Origin of the sequence: Alcanivorax sp. MD8A (assembly GCF_002888555.1) — a bacterium.
Classification (GTDB): Bacteria; Pseudomonadota; Gammaproteobacteria; order Pseudomonadales; family Alcanivoracaceae; genus Alcanivorax.
Map to the genome: position 1 here is coordinate 16,893 of NZ_AQOQ01000005.1, position 16,211 is coordinate 33,103.

General features: G+C 57.3%; 6 protein-coding genes. All 6 read right to left on the reverse strand.

The features are described from left to right. Positions 1–149: 149 nt before the first annotated feature. Positions 150–1,322 (reverse strand): ATP phosphoribosyltransferase regulatory subunit, encoded by a 1,173-nt coding sequence (locus A15D_RS03955; protein ID WP_102790861.1) that lies wholly within the window; start codon positions 1,320–1,322, stop codon positions 150–152. Continuing rightward, positions 1,319–1,507 carry a DUF2065 domain-containing protein gene (locus tag A15D_RS03960; RefSeq protein ID WP_022985242.1) on the reverse strand — a complete coding sequence of 63 codons (189 nt, stop codon included), beginning with the start codon at positions 1,505–1,507 and terminating at the stop codon, positions 1,319–1,321. Before A15D_RS03960 ends, A15D_RS03955 begins: the two co-directional genes overlap by 4 nt. Before the next feature lie 102 nt (positions 1,508–1,609). Next, positions 1,610–6,418: a CshA/CshB family fibrillar adhesin-related protein gene (locus A15D_RS03965; RefSeq protein ID WP_102790862.1), complete on the reverse strand. Its 4,809-nt coding sequence runs from the start codon at positions 6,416–6,418 to the stop codon at positions 1,610–1,612. Between the two features lie 2 nt (positions 6,419–6,420). Then, a complete protein-coding gene (locus tag A15D_RS03970) occupies positions 6,421–9,294 on the reverse strand; it encodes a hypothetical protein (RefSeq protein ID WP_233192068.1) in 2,874 nt (957 codons plus the stop codon). 19 nt (positions 9,295–9,313) lie between these two features. Continuing rightward, complete coding sequence (locus A15D_RS03975; RefSeq protein WP_199175755.1) at positions 9,314–9,925, reverse strand: OmpA family protein; 612 nt, start codon at positions 9,923–9,925, stop codon at positions 9,314–9,316. After that, entirely contained in the window at positions 9,922–16,185 is a 6,264-nt protein-coding gene (locus tag A15D_RS03980) for a hypothetical protein (protein WP_233192054.1), read from the reverse strand. Before A15D_RS03980 ends, A15D_RS03975 begins: the two co-directional genes overlap by 4 nt. Positions 16,186–16,211 lie beyond the last annotated feature (26 nt).

Genomic DNA, 16,211 nt, shown 5'->3' on the forward strand with positions numbered 1-16,211 from the left:
GATTGCTAGCTGCCTGTTGAGTTAACGCTTGCACGCGGCGCGCTTGGCACACGACACGCTTTACCGTAGACAGAGGACAGGCCGAAGCCCATCTCCGCCACCATCACAACGGCGGAGATGGGCTGTCGCCCATTTCCGCCCTACGAATTCTATAAATCCTGGATGACCCAGCCGTTGTCGCCCTGTACCAGCCTGCGCTGACAGCCCAACAGCTGGGCATCATTGTCTGCGCCCGGTAACGCCAGCACGACCCGCTCGCCCTGATCACGCAACGCGGCCACGGCGGCGGCGAAATCCGCATCCTGCAAAGAGCCTTCGGCGAGAATGCCATTATCGCCCGCAGCCACCGTGCGAGCCGACAGCATTTTCAGGTCGGCACTGAAACCCGTCGCGGGGCGGGCACGGCCAAATACCTCACCAATGTGGTCATAGCGACCCCCCTTGGCCACCGGCTCACTTTCGCCGGGCAGGTATGCCGCAAAGACACAACCGGTGTGGTAGTGATAACCCCGCAGCTCACCCAGATCCAGATGCAGAGTAACGCCACGCTGGCTCAGCACCGAGACCAGCGTATCCAGTTCATCCAGGGCTGCCAGCGCTGCAGGGAAATCCTGAAATATCTCCCGTGCCTCGCCCAGTACCGCCGCATCACCCGCCAGCCATGGCAAGGCTGCAAGCGCCTTGCTGGCGGCGTCCGGCAGGCCGCTGTCGGCCAGGAAAGTCTCCAGTTCGACCCGCGCCTTGCGGACCAGAATATCTTCCAGCTGGGCCTGCTGCGCGTCACTCAGGGAGCAATCCGCCAGCAGGCCACTGAACAGGCCCACATGGCCCAGATCCAGCACGACCTCGTTGTCGACCCCTGCCAGCCGCAGGGTTTCCAGCAACAGGGAAATGACTTCCAGATCGCTGTCCACGCCGGAATGGCCGAACAGTTCAACGCCGATCTGGTACGGCAGGCGGGTACCACCGGCCACGGCAGGACGGGTACGCAGGGCACTGGAGCAATAGCACAACCGTGTGGGCGCATTACGGCGCAGGCTGTGAGCGTCCATCCGCGCCACTTGCGGGGTAATGTCGGCACGCACCCCCATCAAACGCCCGGTGAGCTGATCGGTGATCTTGAAGGTTTCCCGCTCCAGATCCCGGCCAGCCCCATTCAACAGGGATTCCAGAAATTCGATCAGTGGCGGGAAGACCAGTTCGTAACCCCAGCGCTGGTACAGATCCAGGGTACCGCGCCGCAGTTGCTCAATCGCCCGGGCGCGGCCCGGCAAGACTTCTTCCACCCCATCGGGGAGTAGCCACTGTGCTTGCTGATTCATTTCATCACCACCAGAAGGACGGCACCCAACACCATGAGCACCAGCCCCAGTATTCTGAGGGACTGCCCGGGCATCCGCGCCAGCTGAAGCGCGGCCTGACGAGCCCGATCGGGCGCCAAGAAGAGCGGAATGCCCTCGATTACCAGCACCAGGCACAGGGCCTTTATCACTATGCTGAAATCCATGATTCCTGCCAGACAGCCACAAAAAAACCGAACCCTCGGGCTCGGTTGCCGCATTCTATCACGGTCTTACGGTATCAGGTAGGTTGAAGCGGGTGCCCCGGATCAGGGACTAACCCGCACATCGTAGACCACCGAACCCTGATTGCCAGGCTGCAGCTGGCCGCTGAACAACCATTGCAGCGCGCCCTCATAGCCAGCGGCATTGGGGCCATCCGGGGTGGTCAGGTTGCAACCGCTGAGATCCGCCGGCAATGGCGCAGGACAGACGGCCGCCTGGCTCAGACTGCTGAACGCAGGTGTGCTGTCATTGATCGTCACCTCGGTCAGCGGCCGCACCCCTTGATTGGAGAAGGTCAGCCGGTAACGCAGCACATCCCCCGGGGAAGCCTGATTGGCGGTCCCGTCCTGGCTGTCCACATCGTCGGCCGTGCCGGCCAGACCATCCGGACCGATGTTTCGCACGGTCTTGTCCAGAATCAGCTTGCCTGCCGTCAGGCGAGTGGTATCTAGCACCTGGACTGTGGACTGCAGTGCTGTGCCTGCAAAAGTCTGGGTGGCGATCAGCGGACGACTGTGCAGTGCCTCAAGGGGCGCATCGGCAGGGGCAAACACCTTGACCAGCAGACACAGGCTGTCTCCTGCCTGCACCGCCACTCCGCTAACCGGTAGCGCCTCGTCTGCAGCAGACAGTTCGCCATCACAATCCGCATCACGGAACAGGGTATCGGTCCAGGCCGGGCTCGCAGGGACGGTTTGGGCTGCACCGAGGCTGAAATCCACCGAACCGGCAGTGCGTGCCGTAAAGCGATGGCTGTAGAGCAGACTGTTACCGGCATCCACCACGCCCTGACGATCCGGTTCCAGCACCGGCAACCCGGCATCACCAAACAGGATATTGTCCCAATCCACCCCGCTGGGCTGCACCTGCAACAACATTACATCATCATCCGCAGCACTGGTGTTGATGCTGGCTCCGCCATCGCCGGGATTCTCGCTGATGGAACGAAACCCGTTGGCTGTTTGCACGACCAGACACGCATTCTTGCCCACATCCGCCAGCACCGGGACCAAACGCCAGCCCCCGTCCCCGTCGGTAAGGGTTTCAGCCAGAACCGTGTCGGAGTCTTCACACACACCGTTATTGTCGGCATCGTGATACAACACCACCCGCTGGTTGGCGATACCGGGTTCGTTACCGGCCTTGATGCCATCGTGGGCGGTGGCGCCGTCACCATTATCCTCGTACACCCAGCCCGACAAAATCCCCCCGGTATTGCCGGAAGAAATGGTCACCAGGTAATCCTCCACCTCACCATCGAACACAACCTGGCCACCCGCCGGCACGTCCGGGGTGCTGGACAGTCGGAAGCGGGAATAGGTGTTGCCGATAAAGGCGCCCGGCGGAACAAACAGGTTCAGCTCGATCACCCCCGGACTGCTATTGGCGTCCTGGGCATCATTATCACGAACGTTCAGGGCGATCTGTTCACTGGCATCGTCAAAGTCATTATCCCGGTTCCAATCGATCCAGCCCTGAACATAATTTTCACCAACCACATCTTCGGTAAGGGTTACCGTGATCGTGGCGCCCGCACCAGGAATCAGCGGCGGGAAGCTGACCCCGTCTTCTTCCGGGCCATCGGCATCCGCGTTGGCAGAGTTCTGGTCTGCATCTTCGGGATCAGGACCAATCTCCCCCAGATAGGGCGTCGCCGGCTGCAAGGTCGCCACCGTCAGGGTATTAACATCCGTATCAGAGGTGGGTTTGCTCCCACCGGTCGCATCTCGACGTGACACATGGCCGCCGCTTTGCGGGTAACCACCCGCGATATCACCATGGTCTACCTGCAGGAAAACGCCAAAACCCACAGCCTGAACCCCCGAGCCATCCACGATGTGTGAGGTCTGGGTCGCATCTTCAGTCAAGGCGAGCAGAGTACCCGTACCTGGCGCCACCCCTGTAGTCAGCACCAGGCGGCGGGCACCATTTTCAAAACGGGCCTGAAGGTCCGACAGCGGAGCGATCGAGAAAATCTCCCAGGGCTCACCGTCGGTTTCCCAGGTCAGGCTTTCATTTTCATCTGTATCTTCCACGTCAGCAGCAATGATATCTGCCGGCACCCTCTGGCCATTGAGATAGACTTCCCAGCCAATATCGAAGTTAGGCTCTGCCCCATTGGTATTGGCAAGACCTACCGGATTAACCCCCTGGTACAGATCATCAAAACGGTCGCCCGACCAGTTACCGCTGTTATAGATGTTCAGCTGACTGGTAATGTTGTCTACGGTTGCACGGATTTCCACCGGCCCGAATACCCAGGTCTTGCGAACCAGCTCACCAGGCTGGTAATTGTTTTTACTGCCACAGTTCCAGTCCAGCCAGTAGACCGCCTCGCGGTACCCCCCCGTACCGCCACTGGCAATCCCGCCACCCGTCGCATCGGAACCTTGCGGACAGAACACCACTTCACGGGTATTGATCAAATAGTCTTCGACTTCGCCGTCATCAGCGCCATCGCCCGCATTCAGATCTTCCGTGGTCGACCAGCGGAAACGTGCAATCACATCATTGGCGTTTTCCGCCTCGGCTGAGGGTGGCACCAGTACTTCGATAATGCCGTCACCATCCGAGTCCTGCAGGTTAGTCGCTACCTGTTCATCAGCATCATCAAAATCCCCGTCGCGGTTCCAGTCGATCCAGGCCTGCAGATAACCGTCATCGCCATGGACCTCAACCTGAATCGGATCAACCCCCGGCACATTGGCCGGAAACGTGACACCATCATCAAAGGTATCGGCGTTGGCGGAGGCGTTGTCGTAGCCGGTGATATCTTCAGAAATACCATCACCAAGACGCACGCCATCAACGATAATGTGCGACGGGCTTCCATAACTGGCAGGCGCATCGGCGTAGTCCACCAGAACCTGTTCCGGGGCATCAATAACACACACTTTCTGGAGATTATTGGATCCCCCCGTTGAGGCAGCCCAACCAAAGAAGACATTCGGGTCCCCAGCAAAATCTTCATTGGTGAAGTCGCGGTTAACCACCGCGACCAGCGACCCATCAAAACGGTATTGCAGCTGATTGGAAACCGGATTCCAGTCCAGAGACACCGTATGCCAGCCGCCATCTTCAATGTTTCCAAGGTCGACAACGGAACTGAGCAGACTACCGCCCCCTGAACTATCGGTATAATTCACCGGGTCGTAAATTACCGTATGGTCATTGGCAATATCGCCGTAACCTGAACCGTTGTTGTAGGTATCGAACTCAACGGCAACGGCAGGATCGAGCCCACCGACCCCCAGCGCGCCACCGAATATACCTGTAGCGCTACTTCCATCCGGATCGCGCTGAAAGGCAAACGCAATACCATCAGCACCATCTGCATTCTTGGTGCCCAGATAGATGGAAAATTCCACCGTAAACGGAGACAACAGACTGATACGATTCTGCGACCAGGCGGAACCCGCCTGATTCCCCGTCGCTTGAGTCAGCGTGATCTCATTTGTCACACCATTACGAGAGGCGGTTCCGCTTAAGGAAAGATCCCCACTAATCTCGGCATTACAGGTCTGCTGAGCCACCGTTAAGCGGTAGTCTTCCACCTCCCCGTCATTGGCATTCGAGCCAACCCCCGGATTGGTGTTTCTGGTAAATTTGAATCGGGAGTAGGTCTGACCTGCTGATACCGTTGAAGGGACATTAATCGTCACCGGCGTGGAGGTAATAAAACTGCTGGAGTTATTTCCGGTTGTCGTTTCCCCATTATTGGTAACCTGACGATTGGTGATGACCCGCTCCCCGCTATCGTTGAAGTCACCATCGCGGTTCCAGTCGATCCAGGCGTTTAGATAACCACTTCCAAAGGTCGTGATGGAAAGCTCACTTTGCTGCCCAGGAAACACCGACGCATCGCTCAAGGTCGAGCCATTGAGCAAAACGCCATCTTCATCGTCGTACTCAGTCGGCGAGCCACCACTGCCGTCATTATCATCCCCGGTCGCAGCGGATGAAGCCTGATTGGCGGCATCATGATCTGGCACCAACCCACGCCCCAGACCTAGTGACGTGGACACATTCTGGCGCCCCGCCCCGTAACTGGCAGGGGCATCGCCATAATCCAGGTTGCCGTCAACAACATCTTCAAAGTCGTTGATCCTGAATGACAGATAAGATACCCGCCGTGCAGTACTCGTATTGGCCTCGTTTCCATAGGCGTTGTTGTTTTGCACCCTGACGGTGGCGGTGGATGTTTCCGCGAACACCACACTGGCCCGACACTCCGGTTGGGCATTGGTTGCGCCATCATCACAGTTGTCATCACGGCCACGGATGCGGGTGTTATAGCTTCCGGTTCCCGTCGTGGTGACGGTTGTCTGGGTATTGGTAGAGACATATGACCGGGTTGTCGGCCCGGTGGTAAAGTACATGTCATCCGTGTCTGTCTGGGTGTTATCACTGCTGCGGTCCAGATCGAAACCGGTCACCACCATGCGATCCACCGTTACCGGCGTGGTACTCCCCTGAGCGACCAGGGTGAGACGCAGATCCGCATAGGCGATGTTCTCGCCACTGTCCTTGTCTCGCAAGCTTACAAACAGCACACCGCTGTCCACACCCACACACTGGAAGGACCCCGCTTGCTCGTTATCTTCCTGGATGACTTCCACCAGCAGGTCCAACGCCTGACCGCTGTAGATGGTATTGGTCCCGAAGCGGTAGGTGGCAAGGGCGCAGTCGCTGCCGCTGATTACCGTTCGCGTTCCGCTCAGCCCAACACTGACGGCATAAGCAGGAGCACTCACCAGGCAGATCCCAACCACCAGCGCCAGAATCAGCATCTGTATTGCCAGCAGTCTCGTCACCAGCTTGCCTTTGTTTTTTTTGGGGCCTTTGGTTGTCATGATTACTCTACCCTCAGACCGAAGATCAGCACCGCCTGCTGACCGGCTCTCAGCTCACCGATATTGACCGATACATCCCCGGTCGCAGCGTCTCCCGGCGCCACAACATCCGGGACACAATCCCCCGCCGGCGAAGAACAGCGTGTCGCCGCGGCCAGCATGCTGGTATAGGGCTGGGTACGATCATTGATGGTCACCTCATACATGCTTTGTGAGCCGCTATTGGTCGCGGTCAGCCTGTAGATGACGCATTGCTCCCCCGGCGTGGCCTGAAACGAGGTGTAAACGAAGCAACCATCCGCCGTACAACTCCCTGGGCCATCTGGCACTCCATCGCAGTTGCCATCCAGAGCCTGTTCTTTGGTAATGGCAACATCCGTGTTGTTGACGGTAGTGGTGTCCGTGGCCTGATCAGAAACGGTTTGTGCAGCGCCCTCAGCAGTAACGGTGAGGGTTTTGATATTGACCGTACCGAACGCAGCGTTGGCAGGAGCAAACAAACGGGCAAACACCGAGATGCTTTCTCCAACACTGAGCACGCCGTCACTTCCCGCTGTCTGCAACGGGCTCCCCTCAATAATTAAAGCGTCATCTGGATCCCACTGGCCATTGTCATTGGAGTCCTCATACAAGGTCACTGACCAACCATTATCTGCCGCCGCCGCGGGCGTTGCCGCCAACAAGACATTGGACAGGTCTACGTTACCGGTATTGGTCAACTGGTGACTGTAAGTGGTGCTTGCGCCCGGTGCGACCTGCCCTACCTGATCCGGTTGCAGCGATATCGCCGGGCCTGCCACAACTGTGACCGCATCATGTTTGATATCGCTGACGCCACTGGTGGGCGACAACGCACGCAGATATAAAGACACAGACTGGTTACCCGATTCGCTCTCAGGCACCTTCACCTGAACACACATCAGCCTCTGCCCACCCGCCGGAACAAGACCAGAGTTGGTCAGTGCTGTACCGAGGCTGCTGCAATCGCCACCGCCACCATCACGATGCCAGGTCACCTGCCATTGCGCAGGGAGCTGTCCTGCCACAAAGTTAGTCGTGCTCACCTGCAGGTCATATGTATCCTGACGGGCACCTGTGTTGTTGATATACACCACAAAAGCACCATGACTACCCGGCGCAATAGACAGGGTTCGCACCGGTGTTGCTTCCGGTCCCGCCCCCTCACCCGGTGCGCTGCCATTCACCGGTTGATCGTTGGTCAGGTCCACACTATTAGTAGTAATGGCCAGCAAGATATCGCTGACCGCATTGCTCACCGAGGTATCGCTGACAGAACGCGCGATCTTGGTCACGGTAAACGGGCCACCCAGGGCATCCGGTGGCAGAGTTGCCCGCAGCACCACTTTAACCCCACAGGCGCCATTGAGTGTGTCGGTCACAAACCTTGCGGGACACTGCCCGGACGTATCCGGACGGGGAATTGGACCGGTATCACTGACACCATTGCCATCAGTGTCCACCAACGGGGTAGCACCGTCTGCCTTGTAGAGCTGGAAGACAGAATTCGCCGGGAAAGGCGTGGCCAGCGCGTTGCCCTGACGGTCGTTTGCGCTGTCCACCAGAATATCAAAGCTGTCTTCGCCGTCGCCGGTATTCCAGATGATATTGTCGAATGCGACGGTTCCCCCCTGGCCTACCGCCGCGACCTCAACCCGGTTGCCGGTGTCAGAAATATCATCACTGCCGGTGACACTGTCAGAGGTGTCGTTGTTCGCGACTACCGCAGGCAGGAGCGCGCGCCCTATCACCCGGTAACTGACGGAATTGGTACTGAAAGGTGAAGGCGAGCCGAACACGGTATCGCCGGCCTGGTTCGCATAGCGAAAACGTGCCGTATTCCGCACCCGGTCGCCTGCGGTGATACCACTGTCGATCATGACATCAAAGGTCAGGATGCCGATACCACCCGGTGGCAACTGCTGCACCTCGGCACGGACTCGGTCATGACAATCCGGATTCGTGGCATCCTCATCGTAAGCGCAGTAATCGATCAGATCGGGAGCACTGCCCTGGCTACCATCTTCACCATCATCGGTCAGCACAGTGCTGCCCGTCTGACTCCAGCGGGCAGAACCCGCCACGTAAGTCATGCCTCCGACCACGCCGTCCACCGTCACGGTGGGAAGAATATCCTCAATAACGATATCCGTTGCAGTCTGGTCAGACGCATTGCGATATTCCAACGTCACCGTAATCGGGCCAGCAGGCGATCGCCCCTCCCGTTCGCTCAGGGATTTTGCCACTTCAATGACCGGGCCGTTAACGACATCCGCTTCATCCGTGTTGGTGGCAACAATGGCATTGTCCTCATTGCTGCTGGCCAACAATCGCATGGAAGGCTGCTGGCCAGCCACTACGGCATTGGACAATTCCGCCTCAATCACCAGCGAGAAGGTTTCATCGGCAATCAGCGTTCGTGTCAATGAATCCCAACAGGCGTCAGAATCAGATTGATTAAACAGGGCGCCACCCACATCGGGCTGACCGTCACCATCTTCATCCCGGTACACCGTCCAGGCAGCAAAGTCGTTACTGATATTGTCGAGACAGAATTGATATTGGTCCGGGCCATTACCGGTATTGGTGAGCACATGGGAAAAGTAGACATAGCCACCCGGCACCGCCGGTTTACCCTGATCGCTGACCAGCTCAAGGCCCGGCACATTGCGAATCACGGTTTGCACAAGGTTAGAGGTAACACGCTGCGCCTCAGCTTGTTCGGTACATCCTTCATCAAGACAGGCACGGTAACTGGCCGATGCCTGGTTCTTGATCAGGGTGCCCGCTGCTGGCGTGGCCGCATGAGCAAAAGCTCCGGCCAGCACCAAACAAACAAGCAGAAAACGTTGCAGCATTTTCACCTCGGACCTCCTGTCACTTTACCGGAGCCGGCGCAACAAACTCATCGCCGCCGCTGTTGGCAAAATCCGCACGCATGACCAGCGGACGCCCTGTTGCATCCAGCGGCATCAATTCCACACGACGATTAATGACTCGCTCGTCGGTGGTACTGCCAGATAACAACGGCGCCCCTTCACCAAGATAGGTGGCCTTGATTCGGCTGCCACTGATGCCTGCCGCTTTCAGGTAAGCCACTACACTGTTCATTCTTTTTTTCGAAAGGATCTGGTTAAGATCATCATTGCCTTTCTGGTCGGTGTAGGCCTGCACACTGATTTGCAAGGCGTCGTAGCGCTGAAGAACGGCGACATTGCTATCCAGTCGCGCTTTCTCACTGTCTTTCAGGTCATCCATATCGAACCCGAAATACACCGCCGGCTCCCACTCCTGACTCTCGGTGGCGCCCGCCGCTACCAGCCCATTACCTGTGGTCGCAATGCCGGTCACCATTACCATCCCGGTGTTGGTCACACGAGCCTCAACCGGACACAGCTCATCATACTGAGCGTACAGGGATTCGGTGGTGGCACAACCGCCCAGGCCCGCCAACAACAATCCCGCTATGAACCCTTTCAACCTGTTCATCGCGCATCTCCCATATAACTGCGTTGGCCTGCAGCCTTGCTGCCCAGCCAGCCCAGATCGTCTTCGTCAAACTTGTATTCCAGGCCCACATACACGCCTTCTGCGTTGTAGCCTTCCGGGTCCAGGTCAGCATCGCGGAAGCCCTGGAAGTTATAACCAACACCCATGCGCAGATTGCGACGAATCAGGGCGTTGACGGTAAAACCGTAACTGTAGCGGCGCTCATCAACACCATCGGTGGTGATCGCCCCCGCATGCAGATCGAGATCAAAACGGCGGGTCATGTCCCAGATGATGCGGCCATCAGCCACATAGGCATCCGTGTGCACATTCAGCGCGCCCAGTTCCGTCTCCTGCCACTTGCCACCAACACGACCAGAGAAGATCCAGTCATCGTGAGGCTGGAAGTTATGGTGCGTAGAGAACAGGTGCACAGTGCGATCAGAGCCGGCAGCACCACCCCACTCTTCTTTCCACTTGTACATGAACAGCATGTGGTGACGGTTGTCACGACGCGGGCGACGGGCCAGTCCCAGAGTCACAATGTTATCGCCCTCTTTGGGGTCAGCATCAAAGTACTGAAGGCGCAAATCATCCCGAACAACACCGGACCAATCCGTATTCAGTCGCCAGATATTGGCTGCACTCAAACCATAATACTCACGGTCATCACCAAACCGGGTTTCTACACGGGCAAGGGTGCGACGGTTCTGGTTGCGGCGATCTTCTGCACCGATAGAAAGCGCAGTGGAGTCCTGGCTGTTGCTGCCTTCCAGTGTCTGGATCCATTCAAAGGTCGGGGTGACCGTCAGTCCAGGCTCAATCTCGATGTTGGATTTAACACCGTTAGCCGCCGCCACATCTTCACCACTCACTGCACCACGCAAACGGTATTCAGAGTAGACATCCGTATTGCGTGTAACAGCAGAACGGACCCCGGTGGTAAATTGCTGCGTCTCTACATCATCATCCAGCGTATTGATGCCATTCAGGCTGTTGATGATTTCGTAACGGCTATACAGGCTGGTTTTCTCGGTCAGCTGCATGTCTGCATCCGCTGCGATACGACGGCGTCCCGGATCCTGGAAGGCCTGCTCGTATTCACCACCAATCTGGAAAGGCTTGCCCAGCAGCGTAAAACCACGATCCGCACCGAGGATATAGGTCCCGAAACGCTCGGTATCCTGCGCGTCTTTCTGTTCAATACCCCGCACCCCGCCTCGCAACGCGGTCGCACCGATCCGCTTTTCAGCGATAGCGCCCAGGCTATTCTGTTCATCTGATGCATCCAGTTGCTTGGAGCGAATACCTTCAATTTCTACAGAGAAATCGTTGGTAATCATCTGCTCATGCCCCAGTCGCATTTCTTCACGGGCTTCGCTAATGCCTGCCGCAGGGTTATCAAACCCGCTTTCAGCACGGGCCCAGCGCAACTCGGTGCGCGAACCATCGACCCACAGACGCTCACCATTAACGCTGTAGGCGCGACCCTCCGGCGAACCATCTTCATGCTCCATGGTACCGGTGGAAACATTCACCCGCGTATTTTCATCCACCTTGTACTGTGCTGACACACTGGTGAGATCATAACCGTCGGTATCGTGATCATCCTGGGTACGGCTTACACCAACTTGCAATTGGTCTGTCAGATCGTAGTTGAGGCGGGCCCCCAACACCGTGTACTCCTCAGCCTCACCTTCCACGTTGTAGTTAACGCGCACGTACACCGGATTCAGGTTTTCATCACGCGTTGGAATGACATCATGGAAGCGGATATCGCCGGTGAAGTAGTTCACCGAATAATCCACGTACCGGGTCAGTGGCGTCGTCTCAATCACCAGCCCGGGGTTGTTTCGGTCACGCACGATGATTTCCACGGTTTCACTGTCACGAGCAGGGTTATTGCTCAACGTGAAAAGCAGTGCCGTACCGTTGCCGGGAATTTCTTCGGTGACCTGTTCCATTTCCGGACGGGCAGCAAACAGCTGGAAACGTGCACGGCCGTTGTCATAGATGCCATTCAGGCCGGTCAAAGTACGCTGCGTACGACCCAGGTCGTAGAATTCATAGCCCGGATCCGTAAGGTAATCCCCCCACATCAGGCTGCTTCGGTCTTTTTCGATTTTGGCGTACAGCTTGCTGCGGCTGCGTGCATCGTAACCCCGCACAGAGGCATCACCCGGGATCGGATAGTAATCCGCAGGATTCAAGTCACGACGTACTTCGTCTTCGGTATCCAGATCCTTGTCGGTATCGTAGGCCAGCGTCAGGTGAGCATCGCCACGCACCTGTCCCTTCATGAATACCGCGGCACGGCCATCAACACCGTCGTCAAACTCATCCGCCACATCCGCAGGCGCATTGCCGTTGTCACGCAATCCACCTGCGCGGCTTTGCACCTGCAGAAAACCGGTGGCCAGCAAGGGACGCAGCGGCGCAATCTGCTCAATCTGGATGCTGTCACTGAAGCGGTCAAGGCTTGCGCGGATACGCACCGGCCCGGTGTATTCGGTGCTGCGTAAATGTACCAGTGCGCGACCATCGACCAGCTTCACCTGATGCCCGGGGGTATCGCTCTGCAGGTCGTCTTCCAGCCACCGACCACGATCGGTTTCCACAGTAACGAAGTGATTGCCAACCGCCGGATTGCCCGCAGCATCGTTGAGTCGAATCCGAATGCCCAGAGTGGAGCGACCTCCATCGGCTGGCAGGGTGTCGGCTTCCGATTCAACCGTAATGGAGGTCGGTGCAGCCGGACGGATGAACTTGCCTTCTGCCATCACCCGGGTGTTACCGAACATGTCTTTAGTGGTCACGGTGAGGGTGTTTTCGCCTTCGGCGAGCTGCACCCCGTACCAGGTAGCTACCTGTGCCCGTTCGCGCTTGTTCACAACCTGCTCGCCCAACTGGGTTTTCGCCACAGGTTTGCCGTTCACGTTCAAGATCGGATCGACCCCGGCACGCACCACCACCTGGAAACGACCATCACGGCTCACTTGTCCACGTGGCCACAACCAGGCACCCTGCTCAGCTTGCTCACGGGTAATGGTGGCAGCCGCTTCCTTGGTCTCCACCATGGCCGCTTCAGGGGTCTGCTCATCAACCAGCCGGGTCGTCCCGGTTTCCGCGCCGCTGACACGAGAAACCTGGTCCCAGGCTTCGTTGAGTGAATCATCCCCCGTTTGGGTGTACACACCACTGCCCAGGTCACCGCTACCATCTGCCTGGCGAATGATCGGGTTGGTGGTCTGCTGGCGCAGCGGATCAAAACGGGCGGCTTCATCCAGCATCCAGTCACCGTTCATGGACGCATTGCGCTGCTTGAGCTGTTCTGCCAGCGCCTCAGCCTGGTCCCCAACAGGGCAAGATGCGGCAAAGTCCGCACGATGGTATTCACCGGAACGCAGATCCACAAAACGGCTTTCCGGATCCGCCGCATGACGATTATCAATCGGCTTGAGCTTGACCCCGGCTGGCAGTGTCAGCGGGTCAATCTTGATGGTGTGCAGCCCAGGCTCCAGACCATAAATGCTGTACTGGCCGTTCTCGTCGGTGATAACCCAGGTGCCATCCTGCATGTACAGCTTGACGCCCCCGATGGGCCACTCACCGTCGTTCTGCAGGTTATTACAATCCGCATCCACATAGACCTTACCGAACAGCATGGCCTTGTCAGAAAGCACGCCTTCGTTACGGATTTTCACTTCGACCTGGTCTTCATTGGAGCGGTAGGTTGAACCGGAAAGCGTATTTGCCTGAGCCGTCGCCCGGTTAATACCGTTGCTGTCGACGGCACCCGCACTAAGGCGCAATCCGTAATGCAGTGTGATGGTATTGCCCGGCTGCAACGGCAGTGCATCCACATTGCCACTGGCCAACAAACGTTCAATCCGGAATGTCAGCTGGGGGCCCGGACGACCCTCGGGCTCAGGCATTTCCACCCGATTTCCATTGACCTCCAGCCAGGCGCTGTCATTGATGTAGCGGAAGCCGTAAGGCAGCGAATCGAACACCCGGCCGGCATACAGTTCACCGGTATGGTTATTAGTGATATCGATGCTGTATGACACAACATCACCCACTGCTGCACTGTCTGTTTCAGAGCGCTTGTCGATGACCAGAATGCCGGCATTTAGGCTGGCACTCGGATCCACCGGAATATTCACAAACACATTGGCGGTTCCCAGCAGGAAGGAACCATTGTTGCTTCCTGCCACACGGGCAGCCTTGCGCCCCACCGGTGCCTGGTAGCCTTCAATACCGTAGGAACTGTCATTCACATCGGAATAAAAGGCGCCCGCTGCCGCAGGCGCAACTTCCGACGGGAAGGTGTAACCCGCAGGCGGGATCACGTCCAGATAGTAGCAGTGTCCCGGGGTTGCATAGGGGTACTGGTAATCCCCAAGTTTGGTTGTGTTGTCGGCATTGGTCGTATTGGTGTTTTCACCATCCAGCGACTCGCCGGTGTAGGGATCCGTACCGACCTCGTAATCGCTCTCGGCGAGGTCCGCACAGGAACCCGCACCACTGGCTGACAGGGTTTGCCGTGACTGATACAGAATGACACTGGCTCCTCCCACCGGATTGCCGTTGGTGGAATCAAATACGGTGCCGGCGGGATCTACAGCTGCGATATCACTCACAACTTCATAGTTTTCGATATTCCCGCCTGCGCCATATACCGGAAGCGTATAGCGCGCCGTCAGCGTATCTCGCTGGGTGCTGTTCAGTACACAGGCGTTGGTCAATGCATCAAGCGTCGTCGTATCGCTGTCGTACTGGCGCACATCCTGCTGACTGGCATAGGAGGGGCAAAGCCGATTATTGCCTCTTTCTTCCTCACTGAGCACAATCGGGAAAATGCTGCGAAACTCACCACTGTTGGCGCCGGTTTCGATCATCACCACCCTGACCGAATCCCCCGTCAAACGTGATTCAACGGTAACGATGATCAGCTGCTGACCATTGGGCGTCTGTTGCAGAAAATCGCGCTGGGTTTGCGATTGATTAAGCTGCGATGCAGTCAGACGGATATACACCCCATCGTGCAGCACGTCATGACTGGCCTCAGGGAGCAAACGATAAATATCTGCGGCCTCGAAATCGCCATCATTACCAAGGTCCGGAGTGCGTTCTCCACGAACAACCGCTGGCGTCGGCCGCTCAAACAGGATGGCCGGTCTGACAGCCCCCCCCATCGTGTTACAGACAGTATTACTCTCAAAGTCCGCAAGGCCATCGCCATCAACGTCCACGTGGGCGGTATTGAAAATACGGGTGCCTGCAGTGGTGCCTGAGGCCACAGAGACACCGAAGGTGTAACCGCCGCTCTCGTTTCTTTCAAGGGTATCTGCCGGCATCAGCATGGCAAACCGATCTACTGGCTCACGGGTATCCCACTGTGCATAGCTGATCCACTGATCTTCCGCATCGCCCGCACGGTGCACCACCGGAAAGGACTGAACCGGAGACACATTGGTCACACTGGATGGGCGCAAGGAGACATTGCCAGGAATTTCATCCTCAACCAGCACCCCTTCATAGGGAGCACCATTCACCAACACCGTGCGCGCCTGGGGAGCCGCACTGCCGTTATTGGTGAAGCTGATCCGGTAGTCGAGATTCTGACCCGCCTGAAGAGGCGCTTCACAGCTCTGGCTAGCCGATTTGGTGATATTCAGGAAGGCTCCCCGGGAAACAGTAATCACATCCTGACGAACATCAGTGATCGCCGAATCCTCAAGAGAGGTAGCACTCACCTCAAGACGCAATTCATCGTCCGGGTTTTGTCCAGCCGGAACACTGCCGGTAACAACCAGAGCAACACTTTCACCCGGTTTTAGTTCAGCGGTTTCAAGCAGTTCTGGCTCGCCAGCATCCGCCTGACCATTGCCATTTACATCCAGGTATACGACAGGATTAATCAGATCCCCATTGTCACCTGTCAGATTGTTCACGGTGATAGAGAAGCGATCAGCCACGTTGCCATTATTACTGATGACATGGGGCAGATTGACCGGCTGCCCCGCCGCTACAGTGGCTTGATTATCGGTATCCAGAGTGACTGCCCGCCACGGCGCCACCACCACCTGGGACAGGTTGGAGCGCATGACAATGACTTCGCCATTGATCGGGTCGAAATAGCTGACTTCTGCCTGGTTGCGCAGCACCGTGCCTGCCTCGGTGGCAGCAACGACAACGCCGCTGGCTATCGCCAGCAGCGTCATCGCTACCATTGTCCACACGAGTCTGTTTTTCACGGCGTTTTCCGTCGTTCCCTGGTACA

What these genes read in the sequence shown, in the direction of transcription:
- A15D_RS03955 (WP_102790861.1), bottom strand. Translation starts at nt 1,322, where the DNA reads ATGAATCAGCAAGCACAGTGGCTACTCCCCGATGGGGTGGAAGAAGTC.
- A15D_RS03960 (WP_022985242.1), bottom strand. Translation starts at nt 1,507, where the DNA reads ATGGATTTCAGCATAGTGATAAAGGCCCTGTGCCTGGTGCTGGTAATC.
- A15D_RS03965 (WP_102790862.1), bottom strand. Translation starts at nt 6,418, where the DNA reads ATGACAACCAAAGGCCCCAAAAAAAACAAAGGCAAGCTGGTGACGAGA.
- A15D_RS03970 (WP_233192068.1), bottom strand. Translation starts at nt 9,294, where the DNA reads ATGCTGCAACGTTTTCTGCTTGTTTGTTTGGTGCTGGCCGGAGCTTTT.
- A15D_RS03975 (WP_199175755.1), bottom strand. Translation starts at nt 9,925, where the DNA reads ATGAACAGGTTGAAAGGGTTCATAGCGGGATTGTTGTTGGCGGGCCTG.